Origin of the sequence: Arthrobacter sp. RT-1 (assembly GCF_003367205.1) — a bacterium.
Classification (GTDB): Bacteria; Actinomycetota; Actinomycetes; order Actinomycetales; family Micrococcaceae; genus Arthrobacter.
This window is the reverse complement of record NZ_QRGQ01000004.1, coordinates 39,023-59,637: the sequence shown is the minus strand read 5'-3', so window position 1 is coordinate 59,637 and position 20,615 is coordinate 39,023. Positions and strand designations below refer to the sequence as shown.

At 66.4% G+C, this 20,615-nt stretch carries 19 protein-coding genes; 2 read left to right on the top strand and 17 right to left on the bottom strand.

All coding sequences use genetic code 11. From position 1 onward, the window contains the following. Positions 1 to 4 precede the first annotated feature (4 nt). From DXK94_RS05360 to dxr, 7 genes are all read right to left on the bottom strand, one after another. On the bottom strand, positions 5 to 895 hold the full coding sequence (locus tag DXK94_RS05360) for a GNAT family N-acetyltransferase (protein WP_115524154.1): 891 nt from the start codon (positions 893 to 895) through the stop codon (positions 5 to 7). Beyond that, a complete protein-coding gene (gene ispG / locus DXK94_RS05355; RefSeq protein ID WP_079595518.1) occupies positions 858 to 2,024 on the bottom strand; it encodes a flavodoxin-dependent (E)-4-hydroxy-3-methylbut-2-enyl-diphosphate synthase in 1,167 nt (388 codons plus the stop codon). Before ispG ends, DXK94_RS05360 begins: the two co-directional genes overlap by 38 nt. A 37-nt stretch (positions 2,025 to 2,061) precedes the next feature. After that, positions 2,062 to 2,355, bottom strand: a complete 294-nt coding sequence (locus DXK94_RS05350) for a YciI family protein (protein WP_115524153.1) — start codon at positions 2,353 to 2,355, stop codon at positions 2,062 to 2,064. 72 nt (positions 2,356 to 2,427) lie between these two features. After that, positions 2,428 to 2,955, bottom strand: a complete 528-nt coding sequence (locus tag DXK94_RS05345) for a hypothetical protein (protein ID WP_115524152.1) — start codon at positions 2,953 to 2,955, stop codon at positions 2,428 to 2,430. Continuing rightward, positions 2,952 to 3,641 (bottom strand): MarR family transcriptional regulator, encoded by a 690-nt coding sequence (locus DXK94_RS05340; protein WP_115524151.1) that lies wholly within the window; start codon positions 3,639 to 3,641, stop codon positions 2,952 to 2,954. The genes DXK94_RS05345 and DXK94_RS05340 overlap by 4 nt, the downstream gene beginning before the upstream one ends. Positions 3,642 to 3,722: 81 nt before the next feature. Next, positions 3,723 to 5,054, bottom strand: a complete 1,332-nt coding sequence (locus DXK94_RS05335; protein ID WP_115524150.1) for an RIP metalloprotease — start codon at positions 5,052 to 5,054, stop codon at positions 3,723 to 3,725. A gap of 18 nt (positions 5,055 to 5,072) precedes the next feature. Then, entirely contained in the window at positions 5,073 to 6,257 is a 1,185-nt protein-coding gene (gene dxr / locus DXK94_RS05330; protein WP_115524149.1) for a 1-deoxy-D-xylulose-5-phosphate reductoisomerase, read from the bottom strand. Positions 6,258 to 6,329: 72 nt separating this feature from the next. Between dxr and DXK94_RS05325 the strand changes: the two genes are divergently transcribed. Continuing rightward, a complete protein-coding gene (locus DXK94_RS05325) occupies positions 6,330 to 7,796 on the top strand; it encodes a lipase maturation factor family protein (RefSeq protein ID WP_115524174.1) in 1,467 nt (488 codons plus the stop codon). 60 nt (positions 7,797 to 7,856) lie between these two features. Here DXK94_RS05325 and DXK94_RS05320 read toward each other — a convergent pair whose 3' ends face one another. From DXK94_RS05320 to DXK94_RS05290, 7 genes are all read right to left on the bottom strand, one after another. Next, positions 7,857 to 8,696 carry a CoA ester lyase gene (locus DXK94_RS05320; protein ID WP_115524148.1) on the bottom strand — a complete coding sequence of 280 codons (840 nt, stop codon included), beginning with the start codon at positions 8,694 to 8,696 and terminating at the stop codon, positions 7,857 to 7,859. Then, positions 8,693 to 9,256, bottom strand: coding sequence for a MaoC family dehydratase (locus DXK94_RS05315; RefSeq protein ID WP_079595527.1), 564 nt, complete (start codon positions 9,254 to 9,256; stop codon positions 8,693 to 8,695). The genes DXK94_RS05320 and DXK94_RS05315 overlap by 4 nt, the downstream gene beginning before the upstream one ends. Continuing rightward, entirely contained in the window at positions 9,253 to 10,029 is a 777-nt protein-coding gene (locus DXK94_RS05310) for a CoA transferase subunit B (protein ID WP_079595528.1), read from the bottom strand. The genes DXK94_RS05315 and DXK94_RS05310 overlap by 4 nt, the downstream gene beginning before the upstream one ends. Positions 10,030 to 10,031: 2 nt before the next feature. Further along, complete coding sequence (locus DXK94_RS05305) at positions 10,032 to 10,841, bottom strand: CoA transferase subunit A (RefSeq protein ID WP_115524147.1); 810 nt, start codon at positions 10,839 to 10,841, stop codon at positions 10,032 to 10,034. An 83-nt stretch (positions 10,842 to 10,924) separates the two neighbouring features. Beyond that, on the bottom strand, positions 10,925 to 12,088 hold the full coding sequence (locus tag DXK94_RS05300; RefSeq protein ID WP_115524146.1) for an acyl-CoA dehydrogenase family protein: 1,164 nt from the start codon (positions 12,086 to 12,088) through the stop codon (positions 10,925 to 10,927). Positions 12,089 to 12,090: 2 nt separating this feature from the next. Continuing rightward, positions 12,091 to 14,319, bottom strand: coding sequence for a biotin carboxylase N-terminal domain-containing protein (locus tag DXK94_RS05295; RefSeq protein WP_115524145.1), 2,229 nt, complete (start codon positions 14,317 to 14,319; stop codon positions 12,091 to 12,093). Positions 14,320 to 14,326: 7 nt separating this feature from the next. Further along, positions 14,327 to 15,934 carry a carboxyl transferase domain-containing protein gene (locus DXK94_RS05290; RefSeq protein WP_115524144.1) on the bottom strand — a complete coding sequence of 536 codons (1,608 nt, stop codon included), beginning with the start codon at positions 15,932 to 15,934 and terminating at the stop codon, positions 14,327 to 14,329. Positions 15,935 to 16,077: 143 nt separating this feature from the next. Here DXK94_RS05290 and DXK94_RS05285 point away from each other — a divergent pair, with 143 nt between their 5' ends. After that, entirely contained in the window at positions 16,078 to 16,845 is a 768-nt protein-coding gene (locus tag DXK94_RS05285) for a TetR/AcrR family transcriptional regulator (RefSeq protein WP_309544310.1), read from the top strand. 21 nt (positions 16,846 to 16,866) lie between these two features. Here DXK94_RS05285 and DXK94_RS05280 read toward each other — a convergent pair whose 3' ends face one another. From DXK94_RS05280 to pdhA, 3 genes are read right to left on the bottom strand one after another with little or no spacing between them, the layout of a single operon-like run. Continuing rightward, positions 16,867 to 18,249: a dihydrolipoamide acetyltransferase family protein gene (locus tag DXK94_RS05280; protein WP_258868443.1), complete on the bottom strand. Its 1,383-nt coding sequence runs from the start codon at positions 18,247 to 18,249 to the stop codon at positions 16,867 to 16,869. Positions 18,250 to 18,257: 8 nt separating this feature from the next. Then, positions 18,258 to 19,268 (bottom strand): alpha-ketoacid dehydrogenase subunit beta, encoded by a 1,011-nt coding sequence (locus tag DXK94_RS05275; RefSeq protein ID WP_079595536.1) that lies wholly within the window; start codon positions 19,266 to 19,268, stop codon positions 18,258 to 18,260. Further along, positions 19,268 to 20,437 carry a pyruvate dehydrogenase (acetyl-transferring) E1 component subunit alpha gene (gene pdhA, locus DXK94_RS05270; protein ID WP_115524142.1) on the bottom strand — a complete coding sequence of 390 codons (1,170 nt, stop codon included), beginning with the start codon at positions 20,435 to 20,437 and terminating at the stop codon, positions 19,268 to 19,270. Before pdhA ends, DXK94_RS05275 begins: the two co-directional genes overlap by 1 nt. Positions 20,438 to 20,615 lie beyond the last annotated feature (178 nt).

The window sequence follows — 20,615 nt, the reverse complement described above, 5'->3', positions numbered from 1 at the left end:
CCGGCTAGAAGAGAACTGTAGCGAAGGTTCCCACCTGCCGGAAACCGACGCGTTCATAGGTGGAACGCGCCCTCACGTTGAAGCCGTTGACGTAAAGGCTGGTGACCGGCGCCACCTTTTGCGCCTGCTCCACGACGGCGGACATGTAGCCGGGGCTGAGCCCCTGGCCGCGGAAGAGCGGGTTCATCCATACGCCCTGGATCTGGGTGACCTCGGACGTGACAGCGCCCAGCTCCGCTTTGAACACCACTTCCCGGGCATCGTTGAGGTGGACAAGGGAGTGGCCCTGCCGGATGAGGCCTTCCACCCGGCGGCTGTAGAACTCCCGCCCGCCAAGGAAAGGCGAGTATCCGACTTCCTCCTCGAACATCGCGGCGCAGGCAGGGAGGATGCGGTCAAAATCCGCCAGGTTTCCAAGTTCGAGGCCGGGGTTGGGCTCGACGCAGGACGGCCCGTCGATAATCATCAGGGGCTGTTCGGCGCGCACTTCATGCGCACGGTGGCCCAGCTCCACGAGTTCAGCATGAAGGGCCAGCACAGCCTGCGCGGGCCCAAAGGCCGAGGCGTAACGCCGGCCGGACCTGTTGGCGGCCTCGGCCACCACTCCGGCAAGGGCGGGATCCAACTGGACCGGAACCAGGTTCGCGCCTGCCCAGCAGGCACCCACCAGGATGCCGTCGTCGAACACTCCAATGATGCCGGCGCCGCCGCTGGTAGGCGCGGCGGTGCCGGCAGCACGCAGGTGGGCGAGAATGAACACATTGGTGACCGGATCCTGCCGGGCAAGGAGCCTCAGCGCCTCGGTGTCCTGGCCGTCCAGCGTGCGGACCGAAATCCCCGCCAGATCGGTAACGTCCTTACGAGACGCTAACCACGGGGCTACCCTTGACAGCATCTTCGCCATCGGCCTCCCCCATCTCTTCCGCGATACGCATGGCCTCTTCGATCAGTGTCTCAACAATTTCGCTTTCGGGAACAGTCTTGATGACTTCGCCCTTCACAAAAATCTGGCCCTTGCCGTTACCGGAAGCAACGCCGAGGTCGGCTTCACGTGCCTCACCCGGTCCGTTCACCACGCAGCCCATGACGGCCACGCGCAGGGGAATCTCCATTCCCTCCAGCCCGGCGGTCACCTGCTCCGCCAGCGTGTACACGTCCACCTGGGCGCGGCCACAGGACGGGCAGGAGACAATTTCCAGCTTGCGGGGACGCAGGTTGAGGGACTGCAGGATCTGGTTTCCCACCTTGATCTCCTCCACCGGCGGGGCCGAGAGGGAAACGCGGATGGTGTCGCCGATACCCCTGGACAGGAGGGCGCCGAAGGCAGTGGCGGACTTGATGGTGCCCTGGAACGCGGGGCCGGCTTCGGTCACGCCGAGGTGGAGGGGCCAGTCACCCTTTTCGGCCAGCATTTCGTAGGCCGCCACCATGATGACGGGATCGTTGTGCTTGACCGAGATCTTGAAGTCGTGGAATCCGTGCTCTTCGAAGAGCGAAGCTTCCCACACTGCAGACTCCACCAGCGCCTCAGGGGTTGCCTTGCCGTACTTCTTGAGGATGCCCGGCTCCAGCGATCCGGCGTTGACGCCGATGCGGATGGAGGTGCCGTGGTCCCGCGCGGCAGCGGCGATTTCCTTGACCTGGTCGTCGAACTTGCGGATGTTTCCCGGGTTGACGCGCACGGCGGCGCATCCGGCCTCGATGGCGGCGAAGACGTACTTGGGCTGGAAGTGGATGTCCGCGATGACCGGGATCTGGGACTTCCGGGCAATGATGGGCAGCGCCTCGGCGTCGTCCGCGGAGGGGCAGGCAACACGCACGATGTCGCAGCCGGACGCCGTCAGCTCCGCGATCTGCTGCAGCGTGGCGTTGATGTCAGTGGTGGGCGTGGTGGTCATCGACTGCACGCTGATGGGGAAGTCTGAGCCCACCCCAACGGAACCGACTTTGATCTGGCGGGTCTTGCGGCGCGGGGCAAGGACGGGTGGCGGTGCTGACGGCATTCCCAGGCTGACCGAGGTCACGTGGACTCCTAGAGTTGAAAGGGTAAAGAAGAAGCGGCTACGCCGTGAGTCCGGCGAGGACGCCGATGATGGGTGACCATTCCGTGATGCGGGTCCCGGCGATGACTCCGGCGGCGGCGAAGGGGTCCTGCTTGAGGATCGAGTTGAGGGCGGCCTCGTCTGCTGTCTTGAAGATCAGGAGCGCTCCGGCGCCGTCACCGTACGGACCGCTGGCGAGGAGGACGCCGTCCTGCGCAAGGCCCGCAAGCCATTCGCGGTGCGCTGGCCGGGCCTCGTTGCGGGCTTCGGTGGAATCGGCGGCATAAACGTACTCAACGGCAAAAACTGTCATACCGCTACCCTATCGCCATGCCCGCCCTGCCACCCATCCGGGTGCTATCTCCGGCCGGGCAGACAACCGGTTTCAGCTGAGGAAGAGGACCTTGACGGCGGCTGCGGTACCGGCGGCCCAGAGCATGGACGTCAACGTTCCGATGATGAAACGCTCAGCCGCCACCGGCGTCTCCTTCAGCTCCGCGAAACGGCCCAGGCCTTTGATGGCCACGATGTAGGCGATGGCCACCGGCTGGCCGGTCAGGATGGCCAGGCACACGCCCAGCCGCTCCAGGATGCCGATGATGGCTCCGCCGCGCAGGATCCGCTGTGCCGATGCGGCCGGCTCCGCAGGTGCAGCGCCCGACGCCGGGTGCTCCGGTTCAGCCGTCAGCTCGCCGTCCACCTTTTGGCCGGTTTCGTCCGGATGGCTTCCGCGCACAGGGTCAACAGTGACGTCCGCGGACGGGTCCTCCGCAGCCCGCCGCGCCTGCTCCGCCGCCTTGGCGGCGTCCGCCCTGTCGTCAATGGTTCTGGCGAGTTTGAAAACGAGCGCCGTCACAGGCCAGCCCGCAAAACCAGCCGTGAGCAGTGCAACCGTGATCCACAGTGCGTTCATTGAGCTCCTTCACCATGGGAACGGGCAGTCGTTGAATGGGCAATCGTTGAATGTGCATGCTCCAGAAGCATTGCTGCCGCCGGCCTGGCTGCCCATTCTTCCTGCCAGCCGGACCGGAGTACGGTACGGCTCACCGATTGTTCGCTGATTCCAAGCTCCAGAGCCACCTGCTTTTGGCGTCCATGCCTGGTGGATTCCTGGCGGCGGAGGGCGTCCACCACCCGCCATTGGGCATCGGTGCGCTCCTGCACAACGCGGCCCAGCAGGCGCAGCACCGCTTCAGCGTTGGCACAGGCCCGCACCCCCTCAGCGTCCACGGCGCGGCTTTCCGCGTCTTTGCCCATAGTGCCCGGCACCACCGACAACGGAACCTGCGAGCCTGCTGCCTTGGCCCGGTCCACGGCATGGCGTGCGGCAACGAACGCTGCCCCTGTCCCCTCCCGCGGGCTGGCACCGCCAGGGAGCGATACCGCTCCGATGCCTATTCCCACATACCAGCGGCCGGCCCGCAGCGCATGCAGGGCAATGTCCACAACATCGGCGGGGTCGCCGACCACGCCCTGGAGCTCGTCGCCCACCGAGCGCTCAAAGGCAGCAGGTGTCAGTTCGGCAAGCTGGGAGATCAGGTCCGGAACCCGGTCCGTATCTCCTGTGCTGCCCCGCTGGTCAATCGTCATCACGAACATGGATCAACCATATGCGGCTGACTATCCGATCTCAATCAAAATTGACTGATTTCCGGGAATCAACCGGAGCTGTATTAGGAGTCAGCCGAAGAGATTCACCGGCTTGACGATGTCCGCGTAGATCAGCAGGGCGCTCATCCCCATCAGCAAGGCCGCCACCACGTACGTCACGGGGAGCAGTTTGGCGATGTCGAAGGCCCCCGGGTCCGGTTTGCCGAACAGCTTTGCCACCCTTCGCCGGGCGCCTTCGTACAGCGCACCGGCAACGTGGCCGCCGTCCAGGGGCAAAAGCGGAATCAGGTTGAAGACGGCCAAGGCGAAGTTCAGCCCTGCCAGCAGCCCGATCAGGGTGGCCACCCGGGACTGGACCGGGATTTCCTCCATGGCGGCGACTTCGCCGGCCACCCGGCCGACGCCCACCACGCTGATGGGACCGTTGGGATCGCGGGGCTCTTCACTGAAGGCGGCCTTCGCCACGCCCACCACGCGTGCGGGCAGGTTGAAGATGACGCCGGCAACCTGGCGGATGTTTTCCCCCGCCATGGGGAGGACGGTCGACGCCGGCTGGGGCACCAGTTCCGTGTGCGCACCGATTCCCAGGAAGCCGACGTCCTGGTACCGGAGGTTGCCGGCGTCGTCCGTCTCCTGCCGGCCGTCCACGCCGATGATGGGCCGGGCGGACAAAACGGGGGTCACCGTTGTGGAGAGGGGGGCGCCGTCGCGCTCCACGGTGATGGCTACCTCGCGGCCGGCGGAGGCGCGGATCCACTCGGTCAGCTGGTCCCAGCTGGTCACGTCCTTGCCGTCGAAGGACGTCACGGTGTCATTGGGCTGCAGTCCCGCGGCGGCTGCAGGCGTCAGCCGGCAGTCCGCGGAGTCGGGGTCCACCGTTTCGCCCGCCGCCACCTGGCACTTGGAAACGTCCGAGATGGTGGTGGTGGCCGTTGCCATTCCGAAGCCCATCAGCAGGACGGCCGTCAGGATGAGGCCGAGGACCATGTTCATGGCCGGTCCGCCGAGCATCACGATGATCTTTTTCCAGACCGGAAGCCGGTAGAAGACGCGGTTTTCGTCGCCCGGGCCAACTTCCTCATGCGCCATGGACCGGGCTTCGGTGGCCAGGGTCTGGAACATGCCCGTGCTGGAAGGGCGGACCGATCCGTCGTCCTTGTTGGGCGGGTACATGCCGATCATGGACACGTAGCCGCCCAACGGTATGGCCTTCACGCCGTACTCGGTTTCGCCCCTCCGCTTCGACCACAGGGTGGGGCCGAAACCGATCATGTACTTGGTCACACGCACCTTGAAGAGCTTGGCGGGCACCAGGTGGCCCACTTCGTGGAGCGCGATGGAGGCGGCGATGCCGATTGCCACAAAGACGACGCCGAGGATAAAAAGGAGAACGGGGGTCATGGAGGTGCTTGCTGCTTCCTAGAGACTGCTGACTGCTAAACGTTCGTGGGCGCGGGCGCGTGCCCAGCTCTCAGCATCAAGCACGGATTCCACCGTGAGCCGGGAAGAACCTGAATGTTCGCTGAGCACGGCGTCCACCGTGTCCACGATGTCGGTGAACCGGATGCGGCCGGCATGGAAGGCCGTCACGGCTTCCTCGTTGGCTGCGTTGAAGACTGCCGGGAAGGTGCTGCCCTGCCTTGCGGCATCCTTGGCGAGATCCACGGCGGGGAAAGCTGTCACGTCCAGCGGCTCGAAGGTCCAGGTGGCCGCCTTGGTCCAGTCGCAGGCTGCCGCGGCCTTGGGCACCCTGTCCGGCCAGCCCAGCCCCAGCGCAATGGGCAGGCGCATGTCCGGGGGTGAGGCCTGGGCAATGACGGAGCCGTCGATGAACTGGACCATGGAGTGCACCACGGACTGGGGGTGGACCACAACGTCTATCCGGTCCAGCGGAACATCGAAGAGCAGGTGCGCCTCGATCACTTCGAGGCCTTTGTTGACGAGCGTGGCTGAGTTGGTGGTGACCATAACGCCCATGTCCCAGGTGGGATGGGCCAGCGCTTCCTCCGGGGTGACACCGTGCAGTTCCTCGCGGCTCCTGCCCCGGAACGGGCCTCCGGACGCGGTGAGGATGAGTTTTTCCACTTCACCGGCCGTGCCGGACCGCAGGCATTGGGCAATCGCGGAGTGCTCGGAGTCCACGGGGACAATCAGGCCGTCCCGGGCCGCTGCCTTGACCAGCTCCCCGCCCACGATGAGGGATTCCTTGTTGGCCAGGGCCAGTGTGGCGCCGGACTTGAGCGCCGCCAGGGTGGGGGCCAGGCCAATTGATCCGGTGATGCCGTTGAGCACCACGTCCGCCTCGATTTCCGCGATGCGGGTGGAGGCGTCGGGGCCGGACACGATCTGGGGCCGGTAGCCGGACTTTCCCGCAGCGGCGGCCGCCTGGTCGATCAGGGTGGCCAGGCGGGCCGGATCGCCGCCGGCGATTCCGACGGCTGCAGCTCCCGTATGCACCGCCTGCCGGGCGAGGAGTTCCAGGTTGCCGCCGCCTGCGCTGAGTGCCACGACCTCGAAAAGGTGCGGGGCGCCGTCGACGACGTCAATCGCCTGGGTGCCGATGGAACCGGTGGATCCGAGGAGGACGACTCTGCGTGGCTGCATTGGTTAAGTATCCCGCACCTCCTTGACCGGCTGCGCCTTGACCTCGGCACGGCCCGGCGTAACGTGGATGCCGTGGACTGGCTGTCTTGGTTCGATGCGCCGGAATACGAGTTCGCCCGGCAAGTGCTGCAGCGGGGCATCGCTGCGCTCTACTTCGTCGCGTTCCTGTCCTCGCTGAATCAGTTCCCCGCGCTGCTGGGTGAGCGCGGACTTCTCCCGGCACCGGAATACCTGGGCGGCTTCAGCAGGCTGCGCCGGCCCACCCTCTTCCGATGGCGCTACTCCGACGGCCTGCTGCGGGCAGTCTGCGCGGCGGGGCTTGTGATATCGGCGCTGCTGGTGGCCGGACTCCCGCAAATGGGACCACCCTGGGTGCCGCTGATCGCGTTCCTGTCCCTCTGGCTGCTGTACATGTCCATCGTGAACGTGGGCCAGACGTTCTACGGGTTCGGCTGGGAGATGCTCCTCCTTGAAGCGGGCTTCACCGTGGCGTTCCTCGGTTCTGACCAGACGGACCCGCCCCGGACCATCCTGATCCTGATCGTGTGGCTGGTGTTCCGGCTGGAATTCGGCGCCGGGATGATCAAGATCCGCGGCGGCCGGGAGTGGCGCGACCTGACCGCGCTGTACTACCACCATGAGACGCAGCCAATGCCCGGTCCGCTCAGCCGGCAGGCGCATTTGCTGCCCAAGCCCCTCCACAAGGTGGAAGTGCTGGGCAACCATTTCGCCCAGCTGGTGGTCCCCTTCCTGCTGTTCGCTCCCCAGCCGGTGGCCAGCGTCGCGGCGGCGATCGTCATCGTGACACAGCTGTGGCTGGTGGCCACCGGCAACTTCGCCTGGCTGAACTGGATCGCCATCGTGCTGGCGTTCGCCGCCGTCAGCGATTCGGCGGCCCACGCCGTCCTGCCGGCCATCCCCGTGGACTGGCACGGGGCGGGCGTGGAGCGGGAGACTCCGCTCTGGTGGCTGGTCATCACGCTCGCTGCCACCCTGTTGCTGGTGGTGCTCAGTTACTGGCCGCTCCGGAACCTGTTCTCCCGCCGGCAGCTGATGAATGCGAGCTTCAACCGCTGGCAGCTGGTGAACACCTACGGGGCGTTCGGGAGTGTCACCAAGCAGCGCATCGAGATTGTGGTGGAGGGCACCCTGGACGACGACCCCGATGAGTCCTCCGACTGGCGTGAGTACGGCTTCAAGGGTAAGCCCGGGGATGTGCGCCGGATTCCCCGCCAGTATGCCCCCTATCACCTGCGGCTGGACTGGCTCATGTGGTTCCTGCCGCTGCGGACGGTGCACGAAGAGTGGTTTTACGCCTTCCTCGGCAAGCTGCTGGAGGCGGACCGGAAGACCCTGCGGCTTCTGCGCCATGACCCGTTCGACGGCGGGGCGCCCCGCTGGGTGCGCGTCCTCAGCTACCACTACCGTTTCGCCACCCGCGAGGAGTTCCGGGAGACGGGGAACCGGTGGGTGCGTACACGGCTCTACGAGGCCATCCCGCCGACTTCCCTCCGGCGGTCGCAAGGCCGGCGAAGGTGAGCGGCCGGCCAACGCGGAAACCGGTGCCGGACTCCAGGGCAGCCTTATCCCTGCAAGCTTTTAGGCGTGCTCCCCCGCCCGGCGGATGATGGCCTCGGCGTGCTTCAGGATGGGCCCGTCGATCATCTTTCCCTCGTGCTGGAAAACACCGGAACCGGCGGTCCGGGCAGCCTGCAGCAGGGCTGAGGCCGCGGCCACGTCCGCCTCGGAAGGAGCGTAGGCGCCCCGCACCACGGCGGCCTGGCTGGGGTGGATGCAGGCTTTGGAACTGAAGCCCGACGCAACGGCATCGGCCGCTTCCGCCGCCAAACCTGTGAGATCCGGGATGTTGACATACACGGCGTCCACCGCTTCCTTGCCGAAAGCGCGGGCAGCCAGAAGGACCGATGACCGGGCATGCAGCGCCACGGCCCGGTAGCCGCCGTCGTCCCCGCGGCTGGACGTACCGCCCAGGGTTGCCAACAGGTCCTCGGCTCCCCACATGAGCGCAACCACGTTGGGGGCGGCGGCTATGGCCGGCGCATTCAGGATGCCGAGGGCAGTCTCGCAGAGTGCGATGACCTGGTAGGCCTCAAGCGCTTTCAACTGCTCGGCACTTTCCGCCTTTGCCAGCATGACCGTGCGGTAGGGCGTGTGTGCCAGGGAGTGCAGATCCTTTTCGAATTCCTCCGTCCCGGCCGGGTTCACCCTGATGATGGTCCGGCTGGGATCCAGTTCCGGCACGTCGCCGGTGGCCCCCACCTGGGCAAGGATGGCACCCCGGGCGCGCTGCTTGTCGGCAGGGGCAACGGCGTCTTCGAGGTCCAGGATGACGGCATCGGCGCGGGTGGCGGCCTTCTGGTAGCGTTCCGGCCGGTCAGCAGGGCAAAAGAGCAGGGCAGGGCCCATCACAAAGGTCATACCGGCATTGTCTCCTGTTCGTTGCCGGGCTGCCGGGTATGTGCGTCCCGGGTCCACATCAGGCAGCTTCGGGTTGCGAGCGCCACCACGGCGCCGTCCTGGTTCCGGCCGGTGTGCTGCATGGTCACGACCCCCTGGCCCGGCCGTGATTGCGAGAGCCGCTTCCCGGCGATCACGGTCTCCGTATAGAGGGTGTCCCCGTGGTACAGCGGGTGCGGGAAGGACACGTCGGTCAGGCCCAGCTGGGCGATGATGGTCCCCTGCGTTAACTGGGTGACGGACTGGCCCACCACCGTGGAAAGCGTGAACATGGAATTGACCAGCCGCTGGCCAAACGGCTGGCCGGCGCTCCAGGCCGCGTCGAGGTGCAGGGCCTGCGTGTTCATGGTGAGGGTGGTGAACAGGACGTTGTCCGCCTCCGTGACCGTCCGGCCGGGACGGTGCGCGTAAACCACCCCTTCTTCCAGTTCATCGAAGTACAGCCCGCGCTGCTCGATGACGCGCGGGGCGCCGGAGGCAGAGCCCGTGGCAGGGCTCGTTGAAGCCTCGTTCCCGGTCATACCGTGAGTTCCTGGTCTTCTTCGAACAGCTCGGCGCCGGTGGCTGCGGCGACGTCCTCCGCGGAGACGTTGGGTGCCAGTTCGCGCAGCACCAGGCGCGATCCCGAGGTGTCCTTGACGACGTCGATGACGGCGAGGTCCGTGATGATCCGGTCCACGCACCCCTTGCCGGTCAGCGGGAGCGAGCACTCCTGGACGATTTTGGGCCTGCCGCTGCGGTCCACGTGCTCCATCATCACGATGACTTTCTTGGCGCCAAACACCAGGTCCATGGCCCCGCCCATGCCCTTGACCATCTTGCCCGGGATCATCCAGTTGGCCAGGTCTCCGTTTGCGGCCACCTCCATGGCTCCCAGGACGGCAACGTCCACGTGGCCGCCCCGGATCATCCCGAAGGACGATGCAGAGTCAAAGAATGCTGCGCCCTTGTTGACGGTGACGGTTTCCTTGCCGGCATTGATCAGGTCGGGGTCAACGGCATCCTCCGCCGGATAAGGGCCGACCCCGAGGATTCCGTTTTCGGAGTGCAGCACCACTTCCACACCGGCGGGAATGTAGTTGGGGATCAGCGTGGGCATCCCGATTCCGAGGTTCACGTACTGGCCGTTGCTGAGCTCCATGGCCACCCGGGCGGCCAGTTCGTTGCGCGTCCAGCCTTTGGTTTCGGCTTCGCCTGCCGCATCGCCGGTGGCGGCGTGCTGCTGGGAGGGTGCGCGGCGGTACTCGGGGCGGACGCCTTCGGGCCGCGGAGCGTAGGGGCTGTTCGGATCCATGGCTAAGCTCCTGCCTGCTGGTTGCTGCCGGCTCCTGGGACGGCACCTCCGCCGGACGGGGCTGCCAGCGCCACGGTCCGCTTCTCAATGCGTTTCTCGGCGTTGGAAGCCAGGACTACGCGCTGCACGAAAATGCCGGGGGTGTGGACGTGTTCCGGGTCCAGTTCTCCCGGCTCCACGAGTTCCTCCACCTCCGCGATGGTGATGCGGCCGGCCATGGCGCAGAGCGGGTTGAAGTTCATGGCCGTGGCGTGGAAGACGAGGTTGCCGTGCCGGTCGCCCTTCCAGGCGTGGACGAGCCCGAAGTCCGGCGTCAAGGCCTCCTCCAGCACGTAGTCAACCCCGGCGAAGGAGCGCACCTCCTTCGGTTCCGATGCCACCGCGATCCCGCCGTCGGCGTCGTACTTTTGCGGCAGGCCGCCGTCGGAAACCTGCGTGCCCACCCCCGCCTTGGTGAAGAAGGCAGGAATCCCGGCGCCGCCGGCGCGCAGCTTCTCCGCGAGGGTGCCCTGAGGCGTGAGGACCACTTCCAGCTCCCCGGCCAGGTATTGCCGGGCGAACTCTTTGTTCTCGCCCACGTAGGAGCTGATGGTGCGGCGGATGCGCCCGTCCCGGAGCAGGATGCCCAACCCCCAGTCGTCCACACCGCAGTTGTTGCTGACCGTTTCCAGTCCGGAGGTGCCGGCACGGTGCAGGGCGTCGATGAGGGTGACCGGAATTCCGCAGAGTCCGAACCCGCCCACGGCCAGGGAGGCGCCGTCAGGGATGTCCGCCACTGCTTCGTCGGCGCTGGCAACAACCTTGTTGATCATCGTTGGTCCTTTCAAGGGTCTCGACAGGCTCGACCACCGGGACAGGCTGGACCACCGGACGGCTCTACCGCCCAGCGGACCCGCTAAAGTCCCAGTTCGCGGGCGATCAGCATCAGCTGGACCTCCGTGGTGCCCTCCCCCACTTCAAGGATCTTGGAGTCGCGGTAGTGGCGTGCCACGGTGAACTCGTTGATGAAGCCATAGCCGCCGAATACCTGGGTGGCATCCCGCGCGTTGTCCATGGCCGCCTCGCCTGCGACCATCTTAGCGATGGCCGCCTGCGTCTTGAACGGCTTTCCGGCGAGCATCCGGGCGGCTGCATCGTAGTAGGCCAGGCGGGCGGTGTGGGCCCTGGCTTCCATGCGGGCGATCTTGAAGGAGATGGCCTGGTACTTGCCGATTTCCTGGCCGAAGGCCCTGCGCTCCTTGGCGTATTTGACGGACAGGTCCGCGCATCCCTGGGCGGCGCCGGTGGCGAGGGCTGCGATGGCGATGCGGCCCTCGTCCAAAATGGAAAGGAAGTTGGCGTAGCCGCGGCCCTCGGCACCCAGCAGGTTTGCTTCCGGGACGCGGACATCCTTCAGCGTCAGCGGGTGGGTGTCCGAGGCGTTCCAGCCCACTTTGTTGTAGGGCTTTTCCGCCTTGAAGCCGGGCGTGTCGGTGGGCACCAGGATGGTGGAGATCTCTTTCTGCAGGCTGCCGTCCGGACGCTCCTTCTGTCCCGTGACTGCGGTCACCGTGACCAGCCGGGTGATGTCCGTCCCGGAGTTGGTGATGAACTCCTTGTTGCCGTTGATCACCCATTGGCCACCCTCGCGCCGGGCGTGGGTCTTGGTGCCGCCGGCGTCTGACCCGGCTTCGGGTTCCGTCAGCCCGAAGCCCGCGAGCGCCTGGCCGGACGCCAGCATGGGGAGCCATTCCTCCTTCTGGGCGTCCGTGCCGAAGCGGTACACGGGCATGGCGCCCAGGGAGACGCCGGCTTCCAGGGTGATGGCGACGGACTGGTCCACCCGGCCCAACTGTTCCAGTACCAGGGCGAGGGCGAAGTAGTCCCCGCCCATTCCGCCGAACTCCTCCGGGAAGGGCAGGCCGAACAGGCCCATCTCCGCCATCTGCTTCACGACTTCGTAGGGGAAGCTGTGCTCCTCGTCGTGCTTGGCCGATACCGGGGCCACCACGGTGTCCGCGAAGTCGCGGACGGTGTCGCTGAGGTCCTGGTATTCCTCGCTGAGTTCAAAACCTGCCATGTCTAGGCTCCTTTGCCATTCGTCAAACTGTCTTGTGGCTGTTCCGGGGCGGCGGCTGGATGGATGGTGGCCAGGATCTGGTCCGCCTTCACCAGGTCGCCGGGCCGTGCGGTAAGGTGCACCGTCCCGGCCAGCGGCGCCAGCAGCTGGTGTTCCATCTTCATGGCCTCCACCGAAGCCAGGACCTGGCCGGCTTCCACGGGGTCGCCGTCGGCCACCGGGACGGACACGACGGTGCCGGGCATCGGTGAACGCACGGCCGGGTCCGCCGATCCTTCCTCCCGCTGGATCGCCGCCAGGACCCGTTCGAGCCGCGCCTCACGGCTCAGCACCTCCAGCCGGCAGGACCAGCCTTCGTTGCCGAGGAACAGCTCCAAGGGGGCGTCCGACGGCGGCGTCCCCGGCTCCCTTTCGCGGGGTTCCGCAGTGCCGTGTTCGGGAAAGGATGGCCCTGGGTGGACTGGCCCCGGGTAGACCGGAGCCAGCGCATACTCGTGGACGTCGCCGTCGAGGGCCAGCTCCGCGTGGCCTCGCCGTGAAAAGCGAAGAGAGGCAGTGCGGCCGGCCCCGCCGTCGACCGCCACGATGCTGTCTCCCGCGGCGGGACCGCCGCTGACCGCAACCGTGGCCACGCCGCCGTCGGGCGTTCCCAAGCTCACCCGCCGAGGAGCGGGAGCTCCCAGCCGCCAGCCATTACCCGCGTGCCAGGGACCGGCCGCCTGTGGTGCCCGGTCACCGGCTTGGACAACGAAGAGGGCCGCGGCCACCAGCTCGGCCTCATCGACGCGGCGGAAAGCAAAGCCAGGCAGCTTCCGCTCAATGAGGCCGGTGTCCAGGTGGCCGCTCTGGACATCGGGATCGTTGATCAGGAGCCGGAGGTACTCCACATTGGTGTCCAGGCCCAGCGCGGTGTAGCCGGCGAGCGCCCCGTCCAGGATGTCCAGTGCGGCTGCCCGGTCCGCACCCCAGGCGATGACCTTGCCCATCATCGGGTCGTAGCTCGATGACAGCTGCAGCCCTTCGACCAGTGACGAATCCACCCGGATCCGTCCCTCCCCTCCGTCCGGCACCTCGTCAAGCAGGTAAACCCGCCCGGTGGACGGCAGGAAGTTCTTTTCCGGTACTTCGGCGTACACACGCGCCTCCACGGCGTGGCCTTCCAATACGACGTCGGCCTGCCGGACGGTCAGTTCCTCCCCCGCGGCAATCCGAACCTGCCACTCAACGAGGTCCACGCCCGTGACCATCTCCGTAACGGGGTGCTCAACCTGCAGGCGGGTGTTCATTTCCATAAAGAAGAACTCGTCCGGGGCGTCATCGGAGACCAGGAACTCCACAGTTCCGGCGCCGCTGTAGTTCACGCTGCGGGCGGCGTTGCAGGCTGCCTCGCCGATGCGGGCCCGGACTTCCGGCCCGTTGGGCAGGCTTTCCAGCAAGGGCGACGGGGCTTCTTCGATCACTTTCTGGTGCCGCCGCTGCAGGGAGCATTCGCGCTCGCCAAGGTGGATGACGTTGCCGTGGTTGTCCGCCAATACCTGGACCTCAATATGCCGCGGGGTGGTCACCAGCCGTTCCAGGAACAGGGTGTCGTCACCGAACGCGCTGGCCGCCACCCGCCGGGCAGTCGCAAGGACTCCGGGAAGGTCCTCCGGGGTTTCCACCGCGTGCATGCCCTTGCCGCCGCCTCCCGCGGAGGGCTTGATCAGGAGCGGAAATCCGACGGCGGCGGCAGCCTCCACCAGGTCAGCGTCCGTCATGCCCGGGCGTGCCACGCCGGGAACCACCGGGACGCCGTAGCCCGCCACGTGGTTTTTGGAGCGGATCTTGTCCCCCATGATGTTCAGGGCTTCCACGCCAGGCCCGATGAACGTGATGCCGGCCTTTTCCAGGGCGCGGGCAAACTCCACGTTCTCGCTCAGGAAGCCGTAGCCCGGGTGCACAGCCTCGGCGCCGGTCTGCCGGCAGGCCCCGATGACCGCCTCGATGTTCAGGTAGCTCTCGGCGGCGGCCGCCGGGCCGATCCGCACGGCCGAGTCAGCTTCGCGGACGTGCCGGGCGCCGGCGTCGGCATCGCTGTACACGGCCACCGAGCGGATACCCAGGGCGCGGAGGGTCCTGATGACGCGGCACGCGATTTCGCCGCGGTTTGCCACCAGGACCGTGCCGAACAACGGTTGGCGGGCGGCGGCCGTGCCGGGTGCGGTGATGCTCGTCGTTGAGTGCAGGGTCATGGCAGGCTCACATCCGGAAGAGGCCGAAAGAGGTTTCCGGCAAGGGGGTGCGGGAGACGACGTCCAGTGCCAGGCCCAGGACGGTGCGGGTATCCGCGGGGTCGATGACGCCGTCGTCCCAGAGCCGGGCCGTGGAGTAGTACGGGCTGCCCTGGTCCTCGTATTGCCGGCGGATGGGGGCCTTGAACTCTTCCTCATCCCGGGCTGGCCATTCCTCGCCGGCCGCTTCGTACTGGTCCCGCTTCACAGTTGCCAGCACGCTTGCCGCCTGGTTGCCGCCCATCACCGAGATCCGTGCTGCCGGCCACATCCAGAGGAACCGCGGCGAATAGGCGCGGCCGCACATGGAGTAGTTGCCGGCGCCGAAGGAACCACCGATCACCACCGTCAACTTGGGGACCCTGGCGGTGGCCACGGCCGTGACCATTTTTGCCCCGTTCTTGGCGATGCCGCCCTGCTCCGCGTCCCTGCCCACCATGAAGCCCGAGATGTTCTGCAGGAACACCAGGGGGATGCCGCGCTGGTCGCAAAGCTCGATGAAGTGTGCGCCTTTGAGGGACGACTCGCTGAACAGCACGCCATTGTTGGCCACGATGCCCACCGGATGGCCGTGGAGGCGGGCGAAACCGGTGACCAGGGTGGTGCCGTAGTCCTTCTTGAACTCGTGGAACCTGCTGCCGTCAACCAGCCTGGCGATGACCTCATGGACGTCATAGGGGGCGTTGACGTCCGTGGGGACTGCCCCGTACAGCTCCTCCGTGTGTGCGGCAGGCCCGACGGCGGGTTCCACGTCCCACGCGGGGGCAGCCGGTCTGGGCAGCGTGGCCACGATGTCGCGGATGATCTGCAGGGCGTGGTGGTCGTTTTCCGCCAAATGGTCGGTCACCCCCGAGATCCGCGAATGCACGTCCCCGCCGCCGAGCTCCTCGGCCGTGACAATTTCGCCGATGGCGGCCTTCACCAGCGGCGGGCCGCCCAGGAAGATGGTGCCCTGGTTGCGCACGATGACGGTTTCATCGCTCATGGCCGGGACGTAGGCGCCGCCGGCAGTGCAGGAGCCCATCACCGCGGCGATCTGCGGGATTTTTGCCGCTGAGAGGCGCGCCTGGTTGTAGAAGATGCGGCCGAAGTGGTCTTTGTCCGGAAAAACCTCGTCCTGCTTGGGCAGGAATGCCCCGCCCGAATCAACCAGGTAGATGCACGGCAGCCGGTTCTCGAGTGCGACTTCCTGGGCCCGCAGGTGCTTCTTGACGGTCATCGGATAGTAGGTGCCGCCTTTGACCGTGGCGTCGTTGGAGATGACCAGGACATGGCGTCCGTGCACCAGGCCAATGCCGGCGATGACCCCCGCGCCGGGAGCTTCGTCGTTGTACATCCCGGTGGCGGCGAGGGGTGCAATTTCGAGGAAGGGGCTGCCGTCATCCAGCAGCTGGTCGATGCGCTCGCGGGGCAGGAGTTTTCCCCGCGCCACGTGGCGTTCCCGGGACTTCTGGGGACCCCCCAGGGCGGCGTCTGCCAACCGTTTCCGCAGGTCCTCCGCCAGCTGGAGCTGCGCTTCGCGGTTGGCACCGAACGCCTGGCTGCTGGTGTCCAGCAGGCTCACAAGGGTCTCCATCGACGGGTCCATTCCTGTGCAAACCAGGCCGGCAGGAGCCAACTCGGTTAGTGGCGAATAACTGAGATTCAGGTTAGTCTCTATTAACTGTGATGTCCAACACAGAGGCGTCTTGCTAGAATCTGCAGGTCCGAGGAGGAAATGTGCGCAGCACCGACGCAACGCAGACCAGCGAACGCACGCCGGCCCAGCAGAGCAGTACGACCCAGCACGGCAGTGAAACACAGCAGGGCAGTGAAACACAGCACGGCGGTGAAACACAGCACGGCGGTGCAACCCAACAGGGCAATGCAGCCCGGCGCAACAGTTCAACCCAGCGCAGCAAGGCGAAGGAGAACCGCCGCCAGGCGCTGCTGACGGCCGCCGCCTCCCTGTTTGCCGTGAACGGCTTCAACCGGGTGTCGCTGGAGGACCTTGGAGCAGCAGCAGGCGTCAGCGGCCCTGCCGTTTACCGTCACTTTCCCGGCAAGCAGGCGGTCCTGGCGGATCTGCTGGTGACGGTCAGCGAGGAGCTGCTGGACGGCGGCCGCAAAGTGGTGGAGGACAGCCCGGACCCCCTGACCGCCCTGCGGCAGCTGGTGGAGTTCCAGGTTGACTTTGCCTTGGGCAAGCCGGACGTGATCCGGGTCCAGGACCGGGATTTCAGCAACCTCTCCCAGCAGGACCAGGCCGCGGTGCGGGCCCTCCAGCGCAGCTATGTGGAGGTGTGGGTGGACGTGCTCGCCAGGCTGCACCCCGGGACCGATACCTCGGAGCTCCGGATGCGTGCGCATGCCACCTTTGGCCTCATCAATTCCACGCCGCATTCCGTGCGCAGCCACGGCCGCAGGATCGCGGCCGCGGCTGCCCGGCCGCTGCTTGAGGGGATGGCGCTGGCGGCCCTCACGGTAGATAACCCGGCGGCCGTGTAGCTGCTGGCCGGCGTCCCGTATTTAGACCATGGCCAGGACCATGCCGGGTTCGGCCAGGATGGCCCCGACGTCGGCCAGGAACCTCGATCCCTGTTCGCCGTCCACCAGCCGGTGGTCGAAGGACAGGCTGAGTGTCATGATCTGCCGCAGGGCCACCTCGCCACGGTATTCCCACGGCATGGTCCGCACGGTGCCGATGGCAAGGATGGCCGCTTCCCCCGGGTTGAGGATGGGTGTGCCGGCGTCGATGCCGAAGACGCCGATATTCGTGATCGAAACAGTTCCCCCGGAGAGGTCCGCCGGAGTGGTCTTTCCCGCACGGGCAGTTTCGGTGAGGGCCGTCAAAGCTTCAGCCAGCTGCGCAAGGGACATTGCATCGGCATCCTTGATGTTCGGCACCGTCAGTCCGCGCGGCGTGGCTGCCGCAATGCCCAGGTTCACGTAGTTGAAGGTGACGATCTCCTGGTTCGCTTCATCCCAGCGGGCATTCAGGGCGGGATTGCGCCGCAGGGCGATGAGCACTGCCTTCGCCGCGAGGGTCAGGGGCGTCAGCTTCAAGGCCGAGAATTCCCGGCTGCCCTTCAGCCTGGCAAGGAGCTCCATGCTCGGCGTGACGTCAACGGTGAGGAACTCCGTGACGTGCGGGGCGGTGAAGGCACTTTCCACCATCGCTGCGGCCGTAAATTTCCGGACACCCTTGATGGGGGTCCGGGTTTCGCGCTCCCCCGCTCCGGTTTCCCGGCTGTCCGGAACCGGCTGGTCGGCGCCCGGCGCTTCTGTCGGCGTGCCCTCAAGGTAGGACTGCACGTCCTCCCGGGTGATGAGACCGGACGGGCCAGTGCCGGTGACTGCCGCCAGGTCCACGCCGAGATCCTTGGCCAGCTTGCGCACCGGCGGCGTGGAGCGGGGCCGCTCACCCGGCGTCGTTTCGGCAAACTGGGTTTCGACAGGCTGGGTCTCGACAGGCTCAACCACCGGCCTGGTTTGGACAGGCTCAACCACCGGGGCGGCGAAGTTTCGGGGCCGGCGGGTGGGGCGTCCGGAGCTTTCGATGACGGCGCCGTACCCCACCAGGTTCGGTTGCCTCTTAGGCGCCTCCCCTTCCTCCGCCTCCCGCACCCCGGCGGCAGTGTCACCTGACGCGGAAGGTGGCGTGCCGGCGTCGTCCGCCACTTCAAACGACACGATCGGTTTGCCCACCTCGACGATGGTTCCGGGCTGTTCGTGGAGCTCCCTGATAACCCCGGCGAACGGTGACGGCAGTTCCACCACTGCCTTGGCGGTTTCGACCTCGGCGATCACCTGGTTAAGGGTGACAGTGTCGCCCACTCCCACCTTCCAGCTGAGGATCTCGGACTCGGTGAGTCCTTCGCCCAGGTCCGGGAGCCGGAATTCCTTGATCATGGTGACGCTCATCCTTCCAGCCCGCTGAGGGAGTTGGGCCTGCCGAGGGCCCGGTCCACTCCGTCGAGGATGCGGTCCAGGCCGGGCAGGTGGTGCATCTCCAGCTTCGAATAGGGGTACGGAATGTCGAAGCCGGTGACCCGGACCGGTGCAGCTTCCAGGTGGTAGAAGCAGCGCTCCGTGATGCTTGCCGCCACCTCTGCCCCGAGTCCGCCTGATTGACCGGCTTCGTGGGTGATGACCAGGCGGCCGGTGCGCCGGACCGAGCCGACAACCGTGTCGTAATCGACGGGAGCCAGCGAGCGCAGGTCGATGACCTGGATGGAGATTCCCTCGTCGGCGGCGGCGGCAGCGGCGTCGAGGGCAGTTTTGACCAGGGGCCCATAGGCGACAAGGGTGACGTCGGTGCCTTCGGTGAGGACCCGCGCCTGATCCATGGGTGCCGCGCTGCGGAAGTCAACGGCATCATCCACGTCCGCTTTGTCGTGGTAGCGGCGCTTGGGTTCGAAGTAGATGACGGGGTCATCGCAGGAGATGGCCTGCTGGATCACGGTGCAGGCGTCCTGCGGGTTGGACACGGTCACCACGCGCAGACCGGAGGTGTGCGTGAAGTACGCTTCCGGTGATTCGGAATGGTGCTCGGGTGAGCCGATGCCCCCGCCGAACGGGACCCTGATGGTGATGGGCATCTTCACCGCTCCCCGCGTACGGTAGTGCAGCTTGGCCACCTGGCTGACGATCTGGTCGAACGCCGGGTAGATAAAGCCGTCAAACTGGATTTCCACCACGGGCCGGTAACCCCGGTATGCGAGGCCGACGGCGGTCCCCACGATGGCGGATTCGGCGAGCGGGGTGTCCACCACGCGGTGTTTCCCGAAGTCTTTCTGCAGCCCGTCCGTCACCCGGAAGACACCCCCGAGGGTACCGATGTCCTCGCCGAGGAGGACCACCTTGGGATCGTTTTCAAGGGATTTGCGCAAGCCCGCGTTGATGGCACGGGCAAAGGTCATCTGGGTCATCAGCGTGCACCTTCTTCAGAAGTGGCCCCGGCGGGATCACCGAAGGAGGCCAGGTAACGGGCATAGTGCTCCTGCTGCCGGTCCAGCCAGGAGTTGGGTGTGCTGTACACGTGCTTGAAGACGTCCAGCGGCTGCGGGTCCGGCATGGTGATGCAGCCGTTGCGCATCTCGCGGGCCACGGTGTCGGCCTTGTCCTTAACCTGCTGCTGCAGCTCGTCGGTCAGCAGCCCCTTCCGGTCCAGCAGGGCCGCCACGCGGCTGATCGGATCCTTTGCCGCCCAGTCCTCAAGCTCGTTGGGGTCACGGTACCGGGTTGGGTCATCGGCCGTGGTGTGCGGTCCCATCCGGTAGCTGACAGCTTCAATGAACGTGGGACCGCCCCCGCGGCGTGCCCGGTCAAGGGCAACGCGGGTTGCGGCCATCACGGCCAGGACATCGTTGCCGTCCACGCGCATGCTGGGGATTCCGAAGCCGGTGGCCCTGTCCGCGAGCTGGATGTGTGACTGGAGCCGCACGGGCTCGGAAATGGCCCAATGGTTGTTCGTGCAGAAGAACACGACCGGAACCTGGAAGCTGGCGGCAAACACCATGGCCTCGTTGACGTCGCCCTCGCTGGTTGCGCCATCCCCGAAATAGGTGACGGCTACGGAGTCGGCGCCGTCGTTCTGGATGCCCATGGCATAGCCGGTGGCGTGCAGGGTCTGGGCGCCGATGATGATCTGCGGAGTGGCCATGTTGACCGCGTAGGGATCCCACCCGGCTGATGCGTTGCCGCGCCAGACGCGGACCAGGTCCGTCAGATCCACGCCCCGGCAGTACGCCACCCCGTTTTCCCGGTAGCTGGAGAACACGAAGTCGTCGGGGCGCAAGGACCGGCCCGAACCGATCTGCGCCGCCTCCTGGCCAAGCAGCGGGGGCCAGAGCGCGAGTTCACCCTGGCGCTGCAGGGCCGTGGCCTCGACGTCGATGCGCCGGATGACACTCATATCCTCGTACAGCGAGCACAGCTGTTCGTCCGTGATGTCCCTGACCCAGAAATCGAATTCCGGATGGCTGACCCGTTCCCCGGAAGGAGTGATCAGCTGGACCAGCCCATGGGCAGGTCCGTGGGTACCTTGGGCGCTGTTGTCGGCCTCTGTACTGCCCTGGCCCGTTCCGTCTGTAGACACGATAGCCCGCAACCTTCTCACGTCGTTGACCTGCGGCGTTGGAACTTGTGGTCCCCGGATCCGCTGGCCTCCCGGGCGCCGTTGCCCCGGATATTGTGACCCTACTCACAATGCTCAGGAGGTACAACCACTGCGGCGCCGACTGAGCACAATGCTCTGTTTGGCAGCGCAGTACCGT

Bases quoted from the DNA above. Each gene is read 5' to 3' on its own strand.
- DXK94_RS05360 (WP_115524154.1), bottom strand. From the start codon at position 895: ATGCTGTCAAGGGTAGCCCCGTGGTTAGCGTCTCGTAAGGACGTTACC.
- DXK94_RS05350 (WP_115524153.1), bottom strand. From the start codon at position 2,355: ATGACAGTTTTTGCCGTTGAGTACGTTTATGCCGCCGATTCCACCGAA.
- DXK94_RS05345 (WP_115524152.1), bottom strand. From the start codon at position 2,955: ATGAACGCACTGTGGATCACGGTTGCACTGCTCACGGCTGGTTTTGCG.
- DXK94_RS05340 (WP_115524151.1), bottom strand. From the start codon at position 3,641: ATGTTCGTGATGACGATTGACCAGCGGGGCAGCACAGGAGATACGGAC.
- DXK94_RS05335 (WP_115524150.1), bottom strand. From the start codon at position 5,054: ATGACCCCCGTTCTCCTTTTTATCCTCGGCGTCGTCTTTGTGGCAATC.
- dxr (WP_115524149.1), bottom strand. From the start codon at position 6,257: ATGCAGCCACGCAGAGTCGTCCTCCTCGGATCCACCGGTTCCATCGGC.
- DXK94_RS05320 (WP_115524148.1), bottom strand. From the start codon at position 8,696: ATGACCTTTGTGATGGGCCCTGCCCTGCTCTTTTGCCCTGCTGACCGG.
- DXK94_RS05315 (WP_079595527.1), bottom strand. From the start codon at position 9,256: ATGACCGGGAACGAGGCTTCAACGAGCCCTGCCACGGGCTCTGCCTCC.
- DXK94_RS05310 (WP_079595528.1), bottom strand. From the start codon at position 10,029: ATGGATCCGAACAGCCCCTACGCTCCGCGGCCCGAAGGCGTCCGCCCC.
- DXK94_RS05305 (WP_115524147.1), bottom strand. From the start codon at position 10,841: ATGATCAACAAGGTTGTTGCCAGCGCCGACGAAGCAGTGGCGGACATC.
- DXK94_RS05300 (WP_115524146.1), bottom strand. From the start codon at position 12,088: ATGGCAGGTTTTGAACTCAGCGAGGAATACCAGGACCTCAGCGACACC.
- DXK94_RS05295 (WP_115524145.1), bottom strand. From the start codon at position 14,319: ATGACCCTGCACTCAACGACGAGCATCACCGCACCCGGCACGGCCGCC.
- DXK94_RS05290 (WP_115524144.1), bottom strand. From the start codon at position 15,934: ATGGAGACCCTTGTGAGCCTGCTGGACACCAGCAGCCAGGCGTTCGGT.
- DXK94_RS05280 (WP_258868443.1), bottom strand. From the start codon at position 18,249: ATGATCAAGGAATTCCGGCTCCCGGACCTGGGCGAAGGACTCACCGAG.
- DXK94_RS05275 (WP_079595536.1), bottom strand. From the start codon at position 19,268: ATGACCCAGATGACCTTTGCCCGTGCCATCAACGCGGGCTTGCGCAAA.